The sequence below is a fragment of the Streptomyces sp. NPDC053367 genome (assembly GCF_044545925.1).
Classification (GTDB): Bacteria; Actinomycetota; Actinomycetes; order Streptomycetales; family Streptomycetaceae; genus Streptomyces.
In genome coordinates, this window is sequence record NZ_JBITYN010000002.1 from 632,838 (window position 1) to 652,304 (window position 19,467).

17 protein-coding genes and 3 pseudogenes are annotated in these 19,467 nt (G+C 70.2%); 11 read left to right on the forward strand and 9 right to left on the reverse strand.

The window, feature by feature from the left end:
* The first annotated feature begins 77 nt into the window (after nt 1-77).
* Nucleotides 78-668, forward strand: coding sequence for a DinB family protein (locus tag ACIGXJ_RS09350; protein ID WP_399642731.1), 591 nt, complete (start codon nt 78-80; stop codon nt 666-668).
* 132 nt (nt 669-800) lie between these two features.
* Nucleotides 801-1,076, forward strand: coding sequence for a hypothetical protein (locus ACIGXJ_RS09355; RefSeq protein ID WP_399642732.1), 276 nt, complete (start codon nt 801-803; stop codon nt 1,074-1,076).
* Between the two features lie 287 nt (nt 1,077-1,363).
* On the opposite strand, the gene ACIGXJ_RS09360 is transcribed toward ACIGXJ_RS09355, so the two are convergent.
* The 4 genes from ACIGXJ_RS09360 to ACIGXJ_RS09375 all read right to left on the reverse strand — a co-directional run bounded on the left by ACIGXJ_RS09360 (nt 1,364) and on the right by ACIGXJ_RS09375 (nt 3,282).
* On the reverse strand, nt 1,364-1,525 hold the full coding sequence (locus ACIGXJ_RS09360; RefSeq protein ID WP_399642733.1) for a hypothetical protein: 162 nt from the start codon (nt 1,523-1,525) through the stop codon (nt 1,364-1,366).
* 62 nt (nt 1,526-1,587) lie between these two features.
* A complete protein-coding gene (locus ACIGXJ_RS09365) occupies nt 1,588-2,256 on the reverse strand; it encodes a DUF3618 domain-containing protein (RefSeq protein WP_399642734.1) in 669 nt (222 codons plus the stop codon).
* Nucleotides 2,232-2,666, reverse strand: coding sequence for a phage holin family protein (locus tag ACIGXJ_RS09370; RefSeq protein WP_399642735.1), 435 nt, complete (start codon nt 2,664-2,666; stop codon nt 2,232-2,234). Before ACIGXJ_RS09370 ends, ACIGXJ_RS09365 begins: the two co-directional genes overlap by 25 nt.
* 1 nt (nt 2,667) lies before the next feature.
* A complete protein-coding gene (locus ACIGXJ_RS09375) occupies nt 2,668-3,282 on the reverse strand; it encodes a hypothetical protein (protein WP_399642736.1) in 615 nt (204 codons plus the stop codon).
* A 347-nt stretch (nt 3,283-3,629) separates the two neighbouring features.
* Here ACIGXJ_RS09375 and ACIGXJ_RS09380 point away from each other — a divergent pair, with 347 nt between their 5' ends.
* The 5 genes and pseudogenes from ACIGXJ_RS09380 to ACIGXJ_RS09400 form a co-directional block, all read left to right on the forward strand.
* Nucleotides 3,630-3,929, forward strand: a complete 300-nt coding sequence (locus ACIGXJ_RS09380; RefSeq protein WP_399642737.1) for a hypothetical protein — start codon at nt 3,630-3,632, stop codon at nt 3,927-3,929.
* A gap of 398 nt (nt 3,930-4,327) precedes the next feature.
* On the forward strand, nt 4,328-5,419 hold the full coding sequence (locus tag ACIGXJ_RS09385; RefSeq protein ID WP_399642738.1) for a Ku protein: 1,092 nt from the start codon (nt 4,328-4,330) through the stop codon (nt 5,417-5,419).
* Nucleotides 5,420-5,462: 43 nt separating this feature from the next.
* A pseudogene (locus ACIGXJ_RS09390) lies at nt 5,463-5,894 on the forward strand (hypothetical protein); the annotation flags it as partial.
* A gap of 74 nt (nt 5,895-5,968) precedes the next feature.
* Nucleotides 5,969-6,262: a hypothetical protein gene (locus tag ACIGXJ_RS09395; RefSeq protein ID WP_399642739.1), complete on the forward strand. Its 294-nt coding sequence runs from the start codon at nt 5,969-5,971 to the stop codon at nt 6,260-6,262.
* Nucleotides 6,263-6,384: 122 nt separating this feature from the next.
* Nucleotides 6,385-6,887 (forward strand): annotated as a pseudogene (locus tag ACIGXJ_RS09400) (transposase); the annotation flags it as partial.
* A gap of 299 nt (nt 6,888-7,186) precedes the next feature.
* On the opposite strand, the gene ACIGXJ_RS09405 reads toward ACIGXJ_RS09400, so the two are convergent.
* Together ACIGXJ_RS09405 and ACIGXJ_RS09410 are read right to left on the reverse strand one after the other, a co-directional pair.
* Nucleotides 7,187-7,609, reverse strand: a complete 423-nt coding sequence (locus ACIGXJ_RS09405; protein WP_399642740.1) for a hypothetical protein — start codon at nt 7,607-7,609, stop codon at nt 7,187-7,189.
* Between the two features lie 594 nt (nt 7,610-8,203).
* A complete protein-coding gene (locus tag ACIGXJ_RS09410; protein ID WP_399642741.1) occupies nt 8,204-8,827 on the reverse strand; it encodes a TMEM175 family protein in 624 nt (207 codons plus the stop codon).
* Nucleotides 8,828-9,324: 497 nt separating this feature from the next.
* Between ACIGXJ_RS09410 and ACIGXJ_RS09415 the strand changes: the two are divergent.
* Nucleotides 9,325-9,789 (forward strand): annotated as a pseudogene (locus tag ACIGXJ_RS09415) (VOC family protein); the annotation flags it as partial.
* A 113-nt stretch (nt 9,790-9,902) separates the two neighbouring features.
* On the opposite strand, the gene ACIGXJ_RS09420 reads toward ACIGXJ_RS09415, so the two are convergent.
* Nucleotides 9,903-12,050 carry a M4 family metallopeptidase gene (locus ACIGXJ_RS09420; RefSeq protein ID WP_399642742.1) on the reverse strand — a complete coding sequence of 716 codons (2,148 nt, stop codon included), beginning with the start codon at nt 12,048-12,050 and terminating at the stop codon, nt 9,903-9,905.
* Nucleotides 12,051-12,229: 179 nt separating this feature from the next.
* On the opposite strand from ACIGXJ_RS09420, the gene ACIGXJ_RS09425 reads away from it, so the two are divergent.
* Complete coding sequence (locus ACIGXJ_RS09425) at nt 12,230-14,962, forward strand: AAA family ATPase (RefSeq protein ID WP_399642743.1); 2,733 nt, start codon at nt 12,230-12,232, stop codon at nt 14,960-14,962.
* Nucleotides 14,963-15,260: 298 nt separating this feature from the next.
* Complete coding sequence (locus ACIGXJ_RS09430; protein ID WP_399642744.1) at nt 15,261-15,518, forward strand: HIT family protein; 258 nt, start codon at nt 15,261-15,263, stop codon at nt 15,516-15,518.
* On the opposite strand, the gene ACIGXJ_RS09435 is transcribed toward ACIGXJ_RS09430, so the two are convergent.
* Nucleotides 15,496-16,377: an NAD(P)H-binding protein gene (locus ACIGXJ_RS09435; protein WP_399642745.1), complete on the reverse strand. Its 882-nt coding sequence runs from the start codon at nt 16,375-16,377 to the stop codon at nt 15,496-15,498. The two genes, ACIGXJ_RS09430 and ACIGXJ_RS09435, sit on opposite strands and share 23 nt — an antisense overlap.
* 120 nt (nt 16,378-16,497) lie before the next feature.
* On the opposite strand from ACIGXJ_RS09435, the gene ACIGXJ_RS09440 reads away from it, so the two are divergent.
* The gene (locus ACIGXJ_RS09440) at nt 16,498-17,406 is read left to right on the forward strand and encodes a LysR family transcriptional regulator (RefSeq protein ID WP_399642746.1); all 909 of its coding nucleotides are present in this window, start codon (nt 16,498-16,500) and stop codon (nt 17,404-17,406) included.
* A 268-nt stretch (nt 17,407-17,674) separates the two neighbouring features.
* Here the strand turns inward: ACIGXJ_RS09440 and ACIGXJ_RS09445 are convergent, their stop codons facing one another.
* A complete protein-coding gene (locus tag ACIGXJ_RS09445; RefSeq protein ID WP_399642747.1) occupies nt 17,675-19,444 on the reverse strand; it encodes a peptidoglycan-binding protein in 1,770 nt (589 codons plus the stop codon).
* Nucleotides 19,445-19,467: the final 23 nt, after the last annotated feature.

Here is a 19,467-nt window from a genome sequence, read left to right on the forward strand (position 1 = left end):
AGCCTCGGCTCTGCTGCCCGTTGCGGACCGCGTACGGATCTTGAGAGCGCGAGCAGCCCATGACAGGCTCATGCCGCATGATCGACGATTTCGCGAAGGACAACCTGCACGGGAGACTGCGCCGGGACCGCGAGGCGCTGCTCTGGAAACTCGACGGCTTGTCCGAGTACGACGCCCGCCGACCTCTGACAGCGACCGGGACCAATCTCCTCGGCCTGGTCAAACACGTGGCCACCGTCGAGGCCAGGTACTTCGGCGAGGTCTTCGACCGCCCTTCCCCGGAACCGCTGCCCCGGTGGCAGGACTCCGACGGCAGCGATCTGTGGGCGACCGCGGACGAGACCCGCGACCGGATCCTCGGGTTCTGCCGGCGCACGTGGGAACACTCGGACGCGACGATCGACGAGCTCCCCCTCGACGCCCCCGGTCATGTGCCATGGTGGCCGGAGCCCTACGCCGACACCAACCTGTTCGCAGTCATGGTCCATGTCCTCGGCGAAACCATCCGGCATGCCGGGCACGCCGACATCCTGCGCGAGGGCCTCGACGGCCGGACCGGGTTGCGCCCCGAACATGAGAGGCCGATCGACGAGGAGGCCCGGGCAGCGTACTTCGCGAAGATCGAGCAGGCCGCCAGGTCAGCCGCGCCGAGCAAGGCTCGGAGCTGAATGCCGGTGGGAGTTGGAGGCGTGACGGATCTGGCGCCCGACATGCCTAGGTGTCCTGTGTCAGCGAAGGGTGAGCGCTGACACCGAGGTTGCTTCATCCTGAAGGCACAGGCCGACCAGAAGGAGGCAGCGATGATCGCGAGGGTAGCCGTATGGGAACCGATGCCGACTGACGACCGCGGCTGGGTACTGGATGCCGCCGCCACCGTGCCCGGCGTCCATGGCGCCTACCACCTCGTCGATCCTGCCACTGGCAACGGATTGTCTGTCGCCTTCTTCGAGGACGAAGCCGCAGCTCAAGCGGCACGAAGGGCGATCGCGAAGCGCGCCGAGGAGATCGGCTGGCACAACGCCCCGCACCCAGCACCCGTCTCCGAGACGATGTACCAGGTCGTCCGGCAGATGTAGCGCGGCGCCGGCAGGTGCGCGTGCTCACGATTCGAGAGCGCCACTCAACCTTCACTGGCACAGGGCACCAGACTCCGCACCCCGGCGGTCTGGCTCGGTTTCGCGCTCACGGACGGCCTGCGATGCGTCGCCGAACTCGACGAACGGGAGGGGACTTCCTTCGCCGGTGCCTGACCTCAGCGGTCCCCGGCGAAGGGGCCGAAGCGGCTGCAGGTGGTCCGTCTGCGGAACGGCCCGCCCCGCTCAGGTTTCGGGCGGAGCGGGATCCTCTCCGACGGTGGACACCGTCAGGTCGCCGCATCCCCAGCGGCACCCTCCCCCGTACCGGGTGAGTCGGTGTCCGCCTCCTCGGATTGCGGTTCGGCGCCTTCTTCTTCCGGCGGTACGTCCTTCTCACCGGTCTCCTGCTCCAGTGGGTGGGACAGTTCGTCCTCGTTCGGGCTGGACATGGCAGCTCCTCTCGCGCGACACCGAGTCCCTGCGACCCGGCAGCACCCATCAGGCGGGGCCCTCAGTTCTGCCCGCGGGCTTCGTCGGCCACCTGCTGCCCGGACGTGCGGGCCTGCTGTCCTACCTGGCCCGCCTGCTCGGCAGCCTCTTCCTGGGTGGTCTTCGCAGCCTGCGTGGCGGTGTCCTTCACCTCCTGTGCTGCCTGCTGGGCGACGTGCGTGGCGTCTTGCTTCAGTTGCTGCGCGGATTCGAGAGCAGCCTGCTTGGCGGGTTCGAGGGCGTCGCCGACCTGCTCGGTCATGCGGGAGGCTGCTCGTTCCTCGGCCTGGGACGTCGGCAGGAGGGAAGCAGTCAGGAGACCGGCGCCGAAAGCGATCAGCCCGGCCGCCAATGGGCTGCCCTGGGTCTGCTGCACCGCCTGCTCGGGGGCCCGGCTCACCGCGTTCCCGACCTGACCGGCCGCTTGGCGTACCGAGTCCGCGGCGCTTCCCGCGTTTTCCTGTATGGATTGCCCTGCCTGTGCCGTACGGTCCCGCGTCGACTGGGCCGATTCCGCGGCGGAGCCCATGACGCGGTCGCGCAGCCCTGACATCGCGCCCCGCATGCGTCGGGTGCGGCGTCGCACCATCTGCCTGGGGCGGGCGTGTTCGGTCAGCTGGTCGACGTTCTTGGCCAGACGGTTCCGGGTGGAGTCGATCTCGGACCTTAGCTGGTCGGGTGCCGTGCCCATTGAGCATCCTCCTTCAAACTCTGCAGGGTCTGTTCCGGCTTGGGGGACACCTCGCGCATCCGCGAGCGGCCCTTGACGTAGAGCACGGCGGCTACGGCCGCCCAGACGGCGGCGACGATCAGCGCCGCCCAGCCGGCGTCCATCACGTTGGCCAGGCCGAAGACGGCCGCGAACGACGCGAAGATCGCCACCATGTATCCGCCGAATGCGGCGCCGCCGTACATCCCGGCGGCCTTGCCGGCCTTCGTGGCCTCCTCGCGGATCTCCGTCTTCGCCAGCTCGGCCTCCTGGCGGAGCAGCGTCTGCAGGTCCGAGGTCACGGCGGAGAGCAACTCGCCCGTCGAGCGGTCCGGGCCTGCGTCGGACAGTCCATCGCGGCTTACCTGCGGCCTTGGGTGGATCGACGCCATGTCATGCTCCCGGGTGGGCCGGATATCCCGACGGCACCGGCGTCGGAAGAGGCGCGGCGGGAGGCAGCATGCTGCTCTCCTCGTGCCCGATTTCCTGCGACTGCACATCTTGGGCGGGGCCTGCCGTCGACTTCGCGGTCTTGGTGCCTGCCTTGGCCAGGCGGCCCACCACAAGACCGGCCAGTGCCGCTCCGCCCAGGAACGCAGCCGGTCGGCGGCGCGCGAACGTCCGCAGATCGTCTGCCATGCCCTCGAGCCCGGCCTTGTCCAGGTAGTCCGCGGCACGATGACCTTGATCGGCCGCCTGGGCCGTAAGATCCCGGGCGGGGGAGTCGCCGGAGGCGTTCTGCGCCATACCGGCAAGGTCGTCCGCCCACTGCCGTACGGTCCCCGCCAGCCGTTCCACATGTCCCTGGTTCTCGTCCAGCAGGCGCTGACCGAGGTCACGGATCGCACTGCCGGCCTGTGCGCGTGCCTCGCCTGCGACGGTTTTGGCCTGCTGGGTGGCCGTTCCTGCCACTTCGCCAGCCGCCTGCTGGGCCTGCGCCGCGACCGCTGATGTCTGTTCCTTGGCTGTCTGCCCCGTCTGTTGAACGCGACCGCCGTCTTCGCTCATGAGCCGTTCCTCCTTCGGTACGTGTGGAGCGTGTGGAGCAGCCGACGGAGCGGATGCCGTCGGTTCCGCGCCCTTGCAGCGGGTACCCGCATTTCTGGGCAAAACGGATAAAAGCAACGGTTTTTACTGGTGTTCCAGAAGATTCGGGTGCTGGTGCACGGAAGCCCGGCAACGGACCGGGAGCGCGACGGGGATGCGACGGCGAAAGGCCATACGGAGAGCCGTTGCAGCGTGTGCTCACCCGGTCTCCGGCCGCACTCGCCCAAGCCTTGAGCATCCGACGGTGATCAAGGCCTGGGCGGTGCCGGCCGACTCGCAGGCAGCCCTCAGGGATGCCTCGGCGCGTCATGGTGGCTGCTCTGCAGGCCGGCGCCGCGAACGCCGTTGCCGACCTCGCCGCCCGCGGGCTCGCCGTCGCCGTCCTCAGCGACTCCATGGCCACGAGCCACCGCGACCGGCTCACCGCCCGCACCATCGAGGACGTCGATACCCCCGCACTGCTCGCCCTGATCTGGAAGAACTCGCACACCCCGGGGACGCGCGAGCTGCTCTTGCACAGCCGGCAGGCCTTCACCAAGCCCGGCACGGCGACCACACCGCCGGCCCGTGGGCGTACCGACGCTGACATCAGGGCGACAGAGCCCTGAGTTTCACCGCAGTGCTTTCAAGCAGCACACACAGGCCCCGGGGACGGGGCAACCTCGCTGGGGCGAAAATCGGTGGCTGTCCTGGCTGACAACAACTGTGCAGGACGCGGGCCCGAACCCGGCGACCGGGCGAGCGAGCGGTCGCAAGAGGGGCCCCAGGGACCAGGCACGGTCGCGGGCCCTTCGTCTGCGTACACGTCCACGGGACGACGACGTCCAGTACGCGTCCCCCGCCTTCCGGCTGTCCGCGCAGAAGGGTCACGCCGCCCACTGAGCGTGCCGACGGAAGCCGATCGGGTGGCCATGTGAGGCCTGGGCGCGCGCGGCCCGGGCGGCGGTGCGAGCGTGTAAGGAGCAAGCCAGGCAGGGCGCCGACGCACACAGGATGGAGCACAGTGATGGCTCGGGCGATCTGGACAGGTGTGATCACCTTCGGGCTCGTCACCGTCCCCGTCGGGCTCTACACCTCGACCGAGGACCACACCGTCCACTTCCACCAGCTCCAGCGCGGCACGTCGGACCGGATCCGGAACAAGCGGGTCAACGAACGCACCGGTGACGAGGTCGACACCAGCGACATCGTCAAGGGATACGAGATCGACGAGGGCCAGTACGTCGTGGTGGAGCCCGACGAGCTTGACGAGATCGCGCCGGGTCGCTCTCGGGCCGTCGACATCACCGACTTCGTCGACCTCGACCGCATCGAGCCCGTGTACTTCGGCCGCACCTACTACGTCGCCCCGCGGGGCAAGGAGTACACCAAGATCTACGAGCTGCTGCGCGCCGCGCTGGCCGAGGCGAACAAGGTGGGCATCGCCACGTTCGTCATGCGCAACAAGCAGTACCTGACGGCGTTGCGCGCCGAGGACAAGGTGCTGGTGCTGCAGACGCTGCACTGGGCGGACGAAGTTCGCGACCCGCGCAAGGAGCTTCCCGAGCTGCCCTCGGGCCGCGCCGCGCGCGGCAAAGAGCTCGACATGGCGTTGCAACTGGTGGACGCGTTGAGCTCTGACTGGGAGCCGTCCCGCTACCGCGACACCTACCAGGAGAAGGTGCGTGAGCTGGTCAGAGCGAAGGCTGAAGGCCAGGAGATCGCGGTGGCCGAGGAACCGCCGCAGGCGACCAACGTGATCGACCTGATGCAGGTCCTCGAGGGAAGCCTGCAGGCGGCCCGCTCCGGCCGCGACGGCAAGGAGCAGGCCGACGAACGGAAGGCGAAGGCCGCTCCGCGCAAGCTGGCTGCCCGGTCGTCGGCGGCGAGCAAGACAGCCAAGACGCCGGCGCGCAAGGCACCGCCGAAGAAGACCGAGACGGCCCGGGCCCGCACGGGCGGGGCAGGAGACAGAAGAGAGCTCCAGAAGCTCAGCAAGGCTGAGCTGTATCAGCGGGCGACTGAGCAGGACCTTCCCGGCCGGTCGAAGATGAGCCGCGAAGAACTCGTCGATGCCCTCGCCCGCAGCGGAGGCCGCGGCAAGAAGACTGCCGCGTGACGAGGGCAGGGCGGCCACGACCCGGCCGGCCGCGCCGAGCTGCTATCGCCGGTGGTCGGCGGACGGCGCGTGGGACCGGATGCCGCGTGCTGTCCAGGCGGACGCCGACCTCGCGGGCCGGATCGACTGGAGCGCGCGTTCCCCGCCCTCTGGGCGGTCGTCCTCTCACCCGGCCGGACCGCCTCGGCGGCGACAGGGCATACAGCTCACGCCGCGACCGCCACTGTCTGCGAAGACGTCAGAAGCACACCATCCCCGAACCGAAGGACCAGCGGGCCAACCGCGAACGGCGCGGCAGCGGGGGCGGCCGGCCCACCGCCTTCGACAGCGAGATCTCCGAACGCCGCAACGAGGTCGAGCGGACGACGAACCGGCTGAAGAACTCCCGGGCCGCCGCCACCGCTACGACAAAGGGGCCTACGTCTTCCACGGCACCGTCACCGTCGCCGCAGTCCTGCCCTGGCTCCGCCCGTGAGATGCGTCCTGCATCTGGCTACACCCAAAAACTGCTTAGTCGCCGGGAGCGTCGTCCCATACAGTGCCGAAGGTATGACGGCACTCGCATCCTTCACTTTCGTACGCCACATAGACGGACTCCGCCACCGCTTCGAACGGGACGGCGAGCACAACGGTCGTCCTGCCTACCGCCGAACGGACGGGAACGTGTGGTGCGTCTGGTCGCCGGCCGAGGGCTGGCACTGCAAGATCGCTGATGGTCTCGTCACCGCCCATCCTCTCAACAGCCACGCTGACGAACCGGAACCCCCGGCCACCGTCTGGCGAAGCTTCAAGGACGACCGCTCCTACCTCTACGACCTCCGGACCCTCGCCCCCGATGCATGATCCGCCGGCAGTCCCTGGCACCCGTTGCCAACAGAGCTCGACGAGCGTGGGCTCGGCCGGTCCCGGGGCGGGCTGACCGGGAAGATCCCTCTTACTGCGACGGGCGGGGCGCCGTCTCAAGCATTGGCGTGGCATCGCCGCCCGTTACGCGAAACAGCCCGGCCGTTACCTCGCCGCCATTACCTGGCCAGCCCCCTCATTCGGCGGGACAAGACGTCGTCCTGCACACCGGCATCCAGTGGGAGTACCTGCCCCAGGAGCTGGGCTTCGGCTCTGGCATGACCTGCCGGCGCCGCCTGGCGGCCTGGAACGAGGCCGGTGATCGACTCCTCCCACGTCCGGGCCGCGCGCCGGGGCCCAGAAGCGGACACAGCCCGGTCGACCGCGCACGAGCGGGCAGCAAGCAAGCATGCTGTTCGCCGACCGCGGCTACGACCACGACAAGTACCGCCGGCTCCTGCGACAGCGTGGAATCCGGCCGGTGATCGCCGCACGGGGCCGGCCCCACGGCACCGGCCTGGGCACCTTCCGCTGGGTCGTCGAGCGCACCATCTCCCGGCTGCACGGCTTGCGCCGCCTGCGCATCCGCTGGGAACGACGCGACGACATCCACGAGGCCTTCCTCGGACTCGCCGCCTGCCCGATCACCCACCGACACGTCCAGAGGCTTTGTCAGCGTCAGTTAGGCGCCGCCCGGCCGACTGGATCACCACGCGAAGCGCGTCATGGAGGACAACGAGGCGTGAAGTGGGTGCCCGTCACGCACTGTTGGTGCCGTCGAGCGTCCGGGTGGCTCCTGCACACAATCCAGCCCTTCGCTGACCTGTGCTCGGCAGCGGCCGCCCCGGGCGGCACGTCTCCGTCGGGACGCGTGCTGTCGTCGGCGCCGTTCTGCGGCTGCACGCTCGGGGCTCCGTGTGCTGATCAGCCTGGCTCAGCGGTGATCTGCGTCAGCGCGTGCTGGAGTTGGCGGACGGCATCCTCTGCTTCTGTGTAGTCCTCAGGTTTGGGGAGGACGGTGCCGAAGCTGGTGCCGTGGTCGATCTGCAGAGCACGCCAGCGCAGGACGGGTTCGAGGGCGTTGAGAGCGCCGGACAGAAACCACGCCAGGCGGCCGTGAGTGCGCGCGAGAGATATGGCCAGGACGGCGAGTGTCTCGCGCAGGTGCTCGAGCCGCTTGATCTGGGGCAATGCCTCCTGGACGTTGGGCGGGCCGACAGCGTCGCGCAGGCCGGCCTCGGTTTCAAGGGCGAGTGCACGGTCGTCGGGCTCCAGCTGCCACACACGGCTACGGACCTGCTGTTCGGCTTCCTCGGCCAGCACTGCGACGATCCGGCGCATGTTCATGCAGATCACTCTAACCGGCTCTGACAAGGCCGAGTTGATGATGTGACCGTCGGCTTGATCGAACCTTCATGGATGGGGATGTGAGGGCGACGCCCAGTGCGATCGGGCCGGCCGCGACGACAGTCCGGACGGCCGGGCGGGTCACGCAGGCGCGGCGCCGCATCGCCCGCGGACACGTGCTGTCATCACGGCAGGAGCCTCGTTGTGCGAGGCGTGCTTGCCGGGAGACATGGTCCAACTCGCGGGTCAGTTCCGGATCCTGCTGCCCGTGACACAACCCGCAGCCCCGACCGGACCACAGACCAAAGTCACGATGGGGACACGACCTGCGCGGTCAGGCCCCTGGTCGGCCCGACCAGGGGCCAAAGCCCCAACCAGGGTGCAGCGGTGCACGAGCATTGGCGCGCCCCAGGCTCCCGCGGTCCTGGCGAGCCCTGCGAGGGCTGCCGTCAACGCCGCACGACCACCACACCGGCTTTCAGAGGAGCGACCCCGTTGCCCCGGCGCCGCGCGGGCGCCTGCGTGCTGCGCAACCCGGGGCGGCCTGAGCGATCTGAGCGACGAGACCGTGCGGCCTTGTTGCCGGGCCTTCAGTCAGGGCCGGGAGGCCCGCGACGTGCGGGTGGCGTGCCGGTCGGCCAGCACGGACAGGGGCACGGAGGCGATCCAGCTGTAGACGGCCGTCAGGGGCGAGAACTGGGCGATCCCGACGGAGAGGAGGAAGACGAACGCCTGTGCAGGAAAGGGCGGGAAGGGCTTTCGGCGCTCCGATCCAAGGGCGATGCGCACGGCCATCACGTACAGCACCAGGGCGGTCGTGCCGATAACCGCGCCGTACAGGCCCGGTCCGAGCGGTTGGTGGCCGTAGTCGGCCAGCACCCTCGTCGGAAAGGGGATCAACGAGACCAGTGCCAGAAAGGCGACGTTGCACCAGAAGAGGGAGCCGTCGATCCGCTCCGCGTCGTGCAGCACCGAGTGGTGGGCCCGCCAGAACAGAGCGATGACGACAGCGCTCAACAGAAACGTCCCCACCTGGCTCTGCACATCGTCGAGCGCGTCTCGCAGGGCCTGCCCCCGGAGCCCGTCGGGTACGTCGATATCGAGCACCAGCAGCGTCATGGCGATGGCTACCACGCCGTCGGTCAACGCGAGAATCCTGTGCTTCGGCAGATACGTCCGCTCAGAAGAGGCAGCTGCCTGCCCGTGGCCCATGTCCATGGTCCTGTGGTAGCACCCCCGAACACGAATTCCGGGCGCCCGTCCACCGGGTCCGCGTGTGTCGTGGACCGGATTCCTGAGCAGGGGGTGAACGTGGGCGCGGCGGGCGAGCGCCCTCCGGCCGCTGGCCAGGCCCGGAAGCTGTGAGAGAGCCGCTGGGAGACGAGGGTCTCCATGTCAGAAGCAGCCCGTCTCGCGGACAGCCAGGTCCAGCGGCTCCGCGAAGTACGCCTCGGCCCCGGCGTTGATCCGCTCACAGACGCAGCGGGACAGTCCGTTCGGCCCGGCGGGCTGGGCTGCCCGGCATTTCTTGTAACCGTTGGAAGGAGCGATCCACCTGCCGAATGGCCAACCGACGCGAGCCCGGGAACGCGTGCACAGCGACCTTCACGCCGCAAACATCGGTGCTGGTCTCGTGGGTGATGTAGGTCAGGAGTTGTCCTGGCCGGGCTCTATGGTCGCCGCATCGCGAAGGACGACACGAGGGGACGGAACCGATGGGACACACTGCGCCCGAGGGTTGCACCAGCGTTGCGCCGTGGGTGGTCACCGCCGACACCGGTGCACTGCTCGACTTCATCACCGCCGCCTTCGGCGGCGAGGAACTTGCCCGGGTGCCGGTCGAGGACGGCACCATCGGTCACGGTGAGATCCGCGTCGGCGACACGGTGGTGCTGGCCTTCGATCGACGGCCCGACTGGCCGGCGATGCCCTCGCTGTTGCGGGTCTACGTCCCGGACGCGGACGCCGCCATGGCGGCTGCCGTCCTGCACGGGGCGCAGGTGGTCACCGAGGCCGCTGACAGCGCCTGGGGGGATCGCGGTGGCCGGGTGCGGGATCCGTTCGGCAACATCTGGTGGGTGATGAGCCGCGTGGAGGACGTCACGCCGGACCGGGCCTGGGAGCGGATGCTCGAGCCGAAGTACAGCGCGGCGATGCGCATGGCCGGCCGGAGGGCTGATCGCCGTGGTCGGTGTGTGCCTTCGACGACTGCCCACAAACGCCGTGGCTCCTGCGGTCGGAGCGCCCGTGCAGGGGCCCTGGCCGCAGGAGCACTGGTGGTGAGCGGGTCCGGTCAGCCGATGGCGATGTCGTCGACCAGGAAGACGGTCGACAGGTAGGCGTCCTCGGTGCCGGCGAACTCCAGCTTCACCGTCTGGCCCTTGTAGGCGGACAGGTCGACGGTCTTCTGGACGTACCCGGTGCTCGCGTTGGCGTTGGAGTAGGTGGCCAGCGTGGTGCCGTTGACCTTGACCTTGAGGGTGTCGTAGGCGGCGTAGCCGGACTCCTGGGTGGTTACCTTCAGCCAGAAGGTGAGCTTCGGGGTGCCGGTGGAGGGCACCGCGATGTTCGACTGGGACAGGGACTCCACGGCGGCAGCGCCGTAACCCATCATCCAGGCGTACCACGAACCGCCGTGCGCGGCCTGCAGAGCCGAGTTGGTGATGATGCTGTCGCTCTGGGTCCAGCCGCTGGTGCTCTGCTCGAAGGTGCCGTTGGTCAGCGCGTTCCCGCTCGGGGACGTCGGGGACGTCGTGGACGGCGAGGGGGAGGGGCTGCCGGTGCCGGGGTCGGCCAGGGCGGTGCCGACGCTGACGGCCGCCCATGCCTTGGAGACCAGGTACCGCTCCTGGGAGTTGCTGCCGTACAGGTCGGCGGCGGCCTGCAGGGTGGCGGTGCGGGCGCCGGCGTAGTTGGTGGTGGAGGTCATGTAGGCGCTGAGCGCCCGGTACCAGACGGCGGCGGCCTTGTCCTTGCCGATGCCGGAGAACGTGTCGTTGTTGCAGGTGGTGCCGTTGTGCGTGAGTCCGCCGATGGTCTTCGTGCCGGTGCCTTCGGCGGCGAGGTAGAAGAAGTGGTTGCCGATGCCGGAGGAGAAGTGGACGTCCGCCGAGCCGGCGCTCGAGCTGTAGCAGGACAGCGAGTTCCCGTCGGCGGCGGGGTTGTCCATGCGGCGGAGGTACCCGTTGGGCATGTTGACCTTTTCCCCGACGTAGTAGTCGCCCGGGTCGCCTGCGTTGGCGGCGTAGAACTCGACCATGGTGCCGAAGATGTCGCTGGTGGCCTCGTTGAGGCCGCCGGACTCGCCGGAGTAGTTGAGGTTCGCGGTGGCGGCGGTGACGCCGTGGCTCATCTCGTGGCCGGCCACGTCGAGCGCGGTGAGCGGGGTGTTGCTGTTCTGGGAGGAGCCGTCGCCGAAGGACATGCAGAAGCAGTCGTCGTCGTAGAAGGCGTTGAGCAGGTTGGTGTCCACGTGCACGTACGCCGGGGCTCCGCGGCCGTCGTTGCGGATGCCGCTGCGGTTGAAGGCGTTCTTGTAGTAGTCCCAGGTCTTGCCCAGCCCGTAGGCGGCGTCGACCGCGGCGCTCTCGCGGCTGGAGGAGGAGCCGTTGCCCCAGGAGTTCGTGGACTTGGAGAACACCCGGGCGTTCTGCGTCGGGCTCGACTGGGAGCTGTTGTAGGAGTCGTAGATGACGGTGCCGCCGTGCGCCGCGTCGGTCAGGGTGTAGCCGCTTGCGGACTGGGTGGTCTCCAGCGACACCTGGCCGACGTTGATGCCGTTGCCGGTGCCCGTGATGTTCTGGTGCAGCTCGTACTGGTCCAGCGGCGCACCGCTGTGCGCGTCCACGATCACCGCCTGGCGCGTGGCCGGGCCGGCCTCGCCCGCGCCGGTGACCGTCGAACGGTAGGCGAGTACCGGCACCTTGCCGACCGCGTACACCACCAGGGTGCTGCTGTCCGAGCTCTTGGTCTTCGCACCTCTTACGTGCTTGGCGTGCTTCACGGCCGCGGCCGAGGCGTCTGCGGCGGTCAGCTCCGGCGAGGTGTCGGCGATCCGGATCGCACCCTGGTGCGCCAGGTCCGAGCCGATGGTCCTGCCGTCCTTGGCGAGGTGAACCACCAGGTCGCCGCCGATCACGGGCAGGCCGCTGTACGTGCGGTCGTAGCGCACGTGCCGGGTGCCGTCGGTGTCGATCAGCACGTCCTTGGCCACCAGGCGCTCGGCGGGACCGAGACCGAGCGCGCGGGCGGTCGCGGCCGCGTTCCGGTCGGCCGTGCGTATCGCCTCGCGGCGCGTGTCGGCCGTCATCGCCCGGAACCCGGTGCCGGGTTGGGCGGCGGAGGTGTCGGCGGCAGCGGTGGACTGGGTGGCCACCACGGTCACGGCGCCCAGGGCGAGGGCCGCCGCGACAGCGGCTGCCAGGGCGTTCTTGCGGTTCATCGCGATCCTTCCGCCGAGCCATGTCGGGGAGATGCCGCTGAACGTCATCTGGGGTGCGGGGGACGTTCAGCGGCAGTTGGCTCGGCTGTGGCCATGAGGCTAGGGACGCGGGGGGCGGCCGGCATCAGGGCAATCCCTTGACCTGGACCGGGAGGGTCCGGCGGGCGCACCATGGCCCGATGCAAGACTCTGCGATGTGGGTGAGCGCGTTCCCCGAGACCGGCCACGAACTGCCGGTGGTGCCGGAAGACGTGCACGGCACCCGCCGGGTGGTGCTGTTCGGACCGCCCGGAAGCGGCAAGACCACTGCGGCCGGGGCCCTGGGGCGACGTCTGGGCCTGCCCGCCCTGCGGCTGGCCCCGCGTCCGCAGGACGCCCAGGTTCCTTACGCCGGACTGCTCGAACTCGCACTGGCTCTGCAAGCGCTGCCTGCCGCGCGGGAGTTGGCGGCGGGGCTCGACGAGGCCGCCGACCGGCCCGGCTCCCCGGGCGATGCCGGTTCGGCCCTGCGGCTGCGCCGGCAGACCGCCGAGCTGTTGCGGGAGGCACCACCCATGACGCTGGTGGTGGACAACGCCCAGTGGCTGGACGCGGCCAGCGCGGCCGTCCTTGGCTGGGCGCTGCGCCTGACCCAGGACCTTCCCGTCATCGCGGCCGAGCGCACCTGGCGTCCGGGTGCCGCAGGCCACTGGTGCGGTGAGGACGCCTACGCGGTGCGCATCCCGCCCCTGACACCCCATCAGGTCGCGACTCTGGTGTCGCCGTACGGTCTTGCCCGCGGCGAGGTCGCGCGTATCCACACCCGCAGCGGAGGGAACCCTGCGTTGGCCCTGGCACTTGCCCAGGTGCGCGGTCACACCGCCGCCGTGCCGGTCGTCGAGGACGCCGGGGGCGGGCCGGTCCTTCCCCCGTCGGCACGCCAGTTGGTGGGCGAATGGCTGGGCACCGTCTCGGGGGACGTCCAGGAACTGCTCGCGTTCGCCGCGCTCGACGACCGGCCCGACCTCGACCTGCTGTGCCGTCTCGCAGGCCCGGCAGCCGAAAGCCTCCTCGCCGAGGCCGAGGCAGCCGGACTCATCGACCTCGGACAGCCCGGCGAGGCCATGCGGTTCACCGCCTCAGCGATCGCCACCGAACTCGTGGCCCGGCAGCCGGGCCACGCCCGCCGGCTCCGGCACGCCCGGCTGGCCGAGGCCAGCCGTGACAGCGTCCGCCGCGACCGGCACACCGCGCTGGCGGCCGATGAAGCCGACCCGCGGTCGGCCGGCCGCGCCGCCCGCGCTGCGGTACGCGCCCGGCTGCGTGGCGAACACGCGCTCGCGGCCGAACTCTCCCTGCTCGCCGCCCAGCGCACCCCGCACGACGACGGCGACCTGCTCACCGACCGGGCCCTGACCGCCGTACGGGACGCCGCCCACTACGGCGACCTCCCCCGCGGCCGGGCCGCCGCCCGACTTGTCCTCGGCCACGACACCACCCCCTCCCAACGCGTCGAGGCGCTCATCGCCCTGATCGACGCCAGCGGCCGGCACCTGCACGGTGCGGACGAACTGTTCGCCGACGCACTCCACGCCGCAGACGGCCGATCCGACCTCACCGCGCGGGTCCTCATCCGCCAATCGATCTGGACCAATGTCAGCCAGGGCGACCCCCACCGGGCGTGCGCCCTGGCCGGCCGGGCCGCCGCCCTCGCCGAGACGGCCGGCGACACCACCACCGCCGTCATGGCCCTCACGATGCAGGCCCGCGTGCAGCGCATCCTCGGCCACCCCGACGCCGAGACCACTCTCGGCCGCGCCCTGTCCCTGCCACGCACCGCCCCCATCCCGGCCAACGGCACACCGCAGCACCTCGCGGCCCGGCACGCCCTGTTCGACGACCGCCCCGAGGAGACCCGCACCGCGCTGCTTCCCCTGCTCGTCGAAGCCGAGCGGACGGGAGACGCCGAAGCCACCGTGGACATCCTGCGCAGCCTCGCCGAGGCCGAACTGCGCGCCGGACGGTGCGCCAGGGCGCTCGACCACGCCCACCGCGCCCAGGCGCTGACCGACGGCACCGCCCTGTCACCCGCACCGGCGTGCTACACCTCCGCCCTCGCCGAGGGCAGCGGCGGCCGCACCGACCTCGCTCTCGCCCATGCACGCCGCGGAGTCGACACCGCCCGGCAGGAGGACAACAAGGTCTTCCTCTCCCGCAACCTCTTCGCCCTCGGTCACCTTCTCCTGGCCACCGGTCGCCCCAAGGAGGCGCTGGAAGCTCTGGAGGAGGTCCGCGCCCTGGAGGAGCTCCAGCAGGTCCGCGACCCGTCCGTCCTGCGCTGGCATCCCGAACTCGCCGAGACCTTCGTCGCCCTCGGCCGCCTCGATCAGGCGCAGAGCCTGCTGGACGACACCTGCCGCACGGCGACCGCCCTCGGCAGGGACACGGTCCTGGCTTCACTCGAACGCGCCCAGGCGCTTCTGGACGCAGCCTGCGGCGACTACGACACCGCCGCCCAGCGCCTCACCGACGCGGCCGACCGCCTCGGCCATCTCCCTCTCGAACGCGGCAGGACCCTGCTGGCGCTCAGCCACACCGAACGACGCGGGCGCCGACGCGCCGGCGCCCGCACGGCCGCGCAGAGCGCCGCCGACCTCTTCACCGCCCACCACGCCCACCCGTGGGCCCAGACCGCCGCGCGCACCCTCAGCCGACTGGACGCCGCCCCCACGGACACCACCCACCCCCGCCTCACCTCCGCCGAACAACGCTGCGCCGAACTCGCCGCCGCCGGAGCGAGCAACCGCGACATCGCCACCGCCCTCACCATCAGCATCAAGACGGTCGAAGCGACCCTCACCCGCGTCTACCGGAAACTCGGTCTGGACTCCCGCATCCAGCTCGCACACACCGTGAAACCGGCACGCGACTGACCCGCGTCCGTCCAGTGCCTGGTGGGCCGCGGAGGTGGCCGGCTCCGGCCGGTTCTGCATGAGGCACGCGATGGCCGGCCCCGATGCAAGCGCACGGCCTACGCGTTGGGGCCGTTTCCCGCACGCGCGGTGAGCCTCCTCGTTCACCTGCATCTGTACCTGGCGGAGGCGACGGTGGCTGTGTTCACGAGATACGGTGCCGGCGCACCCTGATGGGCAGGCACAGTACTCGGGTGACGGAGGTCGGTCGTCCCCTGGCCGGCCGCGGAGCGGTCCTCCTGCGTGGGGCAGGGTGGCGGTGGCCATGCGGACAACCCTGGACGCCTCGGGCGCCAACGTCCTGAACGCCAACGGACCGGGGTCGGAACAGTCGGTGCAGCACCTGCACTTCCACGTCGTTCCGCGGTGGGCCGACGACGGAGTCCCGACCTGGCCCACCGGACGGTCCGGCCATCGTTCGATCAAGGACCCGGAGGCGCGACTGTTCGCGATCCTCAATCGTTCCGCACGTGGAACACTGGGGCAGCGCACTGTCAGGGCCGGGCGGCCGGCTTGAGGCTGTCCTGGCACCACTGGCGGAAGCCGGTGGCGGTGGTGGTGCGCGGGTCGCGGGGTTCGGCGTCGTAGATCCCGTTGTTCTGCGCGTCGACCATGTCCGCCATGTCCTGCGCCAGCACCGGGCTCATGCCGTGCTGCACCATCGCGTCCTGGAAGTCGGCCAGCGGGATCTGGCGGTAGCGGACGGTACGGCCCAGGGTGTCCGAGATGACCTCGGCCATGGCGTCGGGGGTCAGGTCCTCGGGTCCGGCCAAGGGGACGCGGGCCTGCCCACTCCAGGAGGTGTCGAGGAGGAGCTCTGCCGCGACGGCGGCGACGTCTCGGGTGGCGACGGTCGGCAGCGGCCGGTCTGCTGCGTTTGCCATGGAGAACGTCCCCTGCTCTGCCATCACCGGGGCCTGGCGAAGCAGGTTCTCCATGAAGAATGGCAGGGCCAGCGCCCGGTAGTGAACGCCGACGTTCTTGATCAATTCGTCCATGGCCAGTGCGGCCGACAGGAGTCCGGCCGCACCTTGATAGCCATGACCCAGAGTGGTGACGCCCACCACCCGGACGCCGCGTATCGCGGCCTCTTGGGCTGCGGACCGGGTGAACGCCAGGTAGTGGTCCGTGGCCCGGGCGGTGGTGCGGAATCCGGCCGGGGGCACGAGCCAGAACATCCGGTCGGCGCCCTCAAGGGCTTGTGCGACCGTGTCGGCGTCGCTGTGGGAGCCCTGCACCACTTCGACGTGGGCGCGCACGTGTGTCGACAGCCGGGAGATGTCGCGGGCGATCACGCGGACCGTTTCCCCGGCGTCCAGGAGGCGGTCCACGACCTGTCGGCCGATGTCGCCGCTGGGGGTGGTGATGACGATCATGACGTACCTCCGTGAGAGACGGTCGGCGGCAAACCTCGGGGGCGTTGCCGGTTTCCGAGTCAACCTGGCGCGGCGAGACAGGTGAAGGACCACCTTGGTCGCCATTGATACCTTGGAGGTATGAGTGATCTGGAGGTGCGGCAGCTCCGATACTTCGTCGCGGTCGCGGAGGAACTGCACTTCGGACGTGCCGCCGGCCGGCTGGGCATGGCGCAGCCCCCGCTGTCCCGCACGATCCGGGAGCTGGAACGGCAGCTCGGCGTCGCTCTGTTCGAGCGGACCACTCGGCAGGTGAGGCTCACCGCGGCCGGGGAAGTGCTGCTGCGTGACGCCCGGACCGCACTGGAGGCGGTCACCGCGGCCGCCCACCGGGCAAGAGAGGCAGGCAGCGCGTCGCCGCGGCTGCGGATCGCGCTCAAGGCCGACATCGACGGGGGCCTGCTGCCGCAGATCCTGGACGCCTACGGCACCGAGGACGCGTCCCTGCCAGCGGAACTGGTCCTCGGGGGCTTCGGCGAGCAGTCACAGGCCCTGCGCGACGGCCTCGCCGATGTGGGACTCGTCCTGTCCCCCTTCGACGAACGCGGGCTGGACAGCGAGCCGCTGCTGACCGAGCCGGTCCTGGTCGCTCTTGCCGCCGTCGACCCGCTGGCCGCCCGGACCCGGTTGTGTCTGGACGACTTGGCCGGCCGGAAGCTCCCTGGCGGCTCCCCGGCGAACCACGGCCGGGCCGTCGAGCATCCCCGACGCTCCGGAGAGCCGAAGCCGGCCTCGAATCTGTCAGAGATCTTCAGCCTCGTCGAGACGGGCGGCATCGTGTTCTTCGCGCCCGTCTCCGTGGCCCGGCGATACCCGCGTCCCGGCATCGCCTACCGCCCGGTCAGCGACCTCCCGGACTCCACCCTGGCCGTCGCCTGGCCGCAGGACACCCGTTCCCCGGCCGTCGCAGCCTTCGTACGCGCCGCCTGCGGCGTCGCCGCCGTCCAGCAGGCACAAGCCGAATCCCTCGGGCAGAACACGGCCCCCTGAACCACACCCGCCCCAGCCAGGCTCACCACTTGCCCCCCAGCGGCCACCCGAATCGAAAGCCCTCCTGTCACCGTCCGAGCGCTGCCGGAAGAGGTGAACGACCGGTGTCGTATCTCTGGAGCAAGGCCATGAGGCACAGCGCACTCATCTCGACCGGACCCGACCCCCGTGCCCCTGGGCGTCGACGCCGTGCCGGCAGCACAAGCACACTGTCGTGCGGCCGAGGGGTCTCGGTGTCCGGAACGGACGACTTCCCGCCTGCCGGCGGTCACAGCTTGCCGAGGTTCAGGGCCTTCTGGAGGGCGCGGACTGTCGCCGGCCCCCACTGACCGTCGGTTGACAGCGCGGCACTGACCATCTTGTTGAGGTGCCGCTGCAAGGCCGTGACCGTGGCGGGGCCCATGTCGCCGTCGACGGTGAGGCCGGCGGAGCTCCAGTTGTTCAAGTGCTGCTGCAGGGCACGGACGGAAGCCGGCCCCCACTGGCCGTCCGCCGCGGCGCCGATGGCACGTTGGGTGGCCGCGACGGTCGCAGGGCCGAAGACGCCGTCGACCGCGAGGAGGGCGCCCTCGCCCAGGTAGGCGTGGTAGGCGGCCTCCGTGTCAGGTCCCCAGAGTCCGTCGGCGCTGACGCCGACCTTCTGTTGCAGCCAGCGCACCCCCGCGTCCGTCTTCGGTCCCCAGATTCCGTCCATCTCCAGCGGTGGGGCGTAGCCCATGCCGTTGACGGCGCGCTGCTGGGCGGCCACCGACTGCACCGAGGTCATCCCGCCGCCGCCCGAGCCGCCGTCGCCTGTGGCGGTCCGATAGGCGGCCTCCGTGTCAGGTCCCCAGAGTCCGTCGGCGGTGACGCCGACCTTCTGTTGCAGCCAGCGCACCCCCGCGTCCGTCTTCGGTCCCCAGATTCCGTCCATCTCCAGCGGTGGGGCGTAGCCCATGCCGTTGACGGCGCGCTGCTGGGCGGCCACCGATCGCACCGAGGTCATCCCGCCGCCGCCCGAGCCGCCGTCCGTGCCGTCGGCGACGGGGACGTCGTCGCCGACCATGCCGCCCTGGACCCAGGCGCGAAGCGAAGAGCCCGGGCACGGGGTGGCCTGGCCGGACAGCCCGCCGTGCCAGGTCTTGGCCAGGGTCTTGCCCGTCAGCTTGTTGGCGTGCAGATACAGCGCGCGCACGGCCCGCAGGGCGTCGGGAGTGGCCTCGCCGTCGCGTCCGATGAAGCACACTCCGATGTGCGTGGTGTTGTGGCCGGTGGCGTGCGCGCCCTGGATGTTCCAGCCGCGCCCCTCGTAGACGCGCCCGCCTCTGTCGACGAGGAAGTTGTAGCCGATGTCGTCCCAGCCGTTGGAGTCCATGTGGTAATTCTGGATCTGCCGCGGGGTCTGGGTGGGTGGTCCGGCGGAGTAGTGGACGGTGAAGCCGGTCCTGGCGCTCGGCTCCACACGGGAAACCGCACGCGCGGGTCGCGCACCCCACTGGACGCGGGGAACGATGTCGATCTGGGCAGGGGGAGGCGACGGTACCGAACCGCCGGGCTCCAGCGAGCCGTCCTCGACGTAGCGGTACAGCCGTCCGGGACACTCGGTGGTTGCCACGTCCATGTGTCCGCGGATTCCGGGGCCCGCCTTCTCGTACTGTCTGACGTGCGTGATGATGTCGCGGATGCCCCGAAGCATCTCGGGTGAGGGCTGGTCGCCGTCCTCGATCATCCCCATGACGGCGAACCAGTTCTGATTGGCTCCCGTGGTCTCGATGTCGTTGGCAGCCGAGCGTATTTTTCCGCCCCGGCCCTCGAACACCCAACCGTGGATGCAGACCAGGTAGTTGTAGGCGATGTCGTCCCACACCCTGCGTTCTATGTGGTCGAGCTGGATGACCCGTACCTGCTCGTAGCACCCCTTGTGGTCCTGGTAGGGATATCCGCTGCCCGGGCCCTTGTGGTGGACGATGACCCCGCCGTTCCAGGGGGTCCAGGGCTCGTCGGTGAGTTTTCTGGGTGCCCGGGCGTTCCAGGCGGAACGTGGGACGATGTAGACCATTGCTGCTCCTCCGCTTCGGCAAC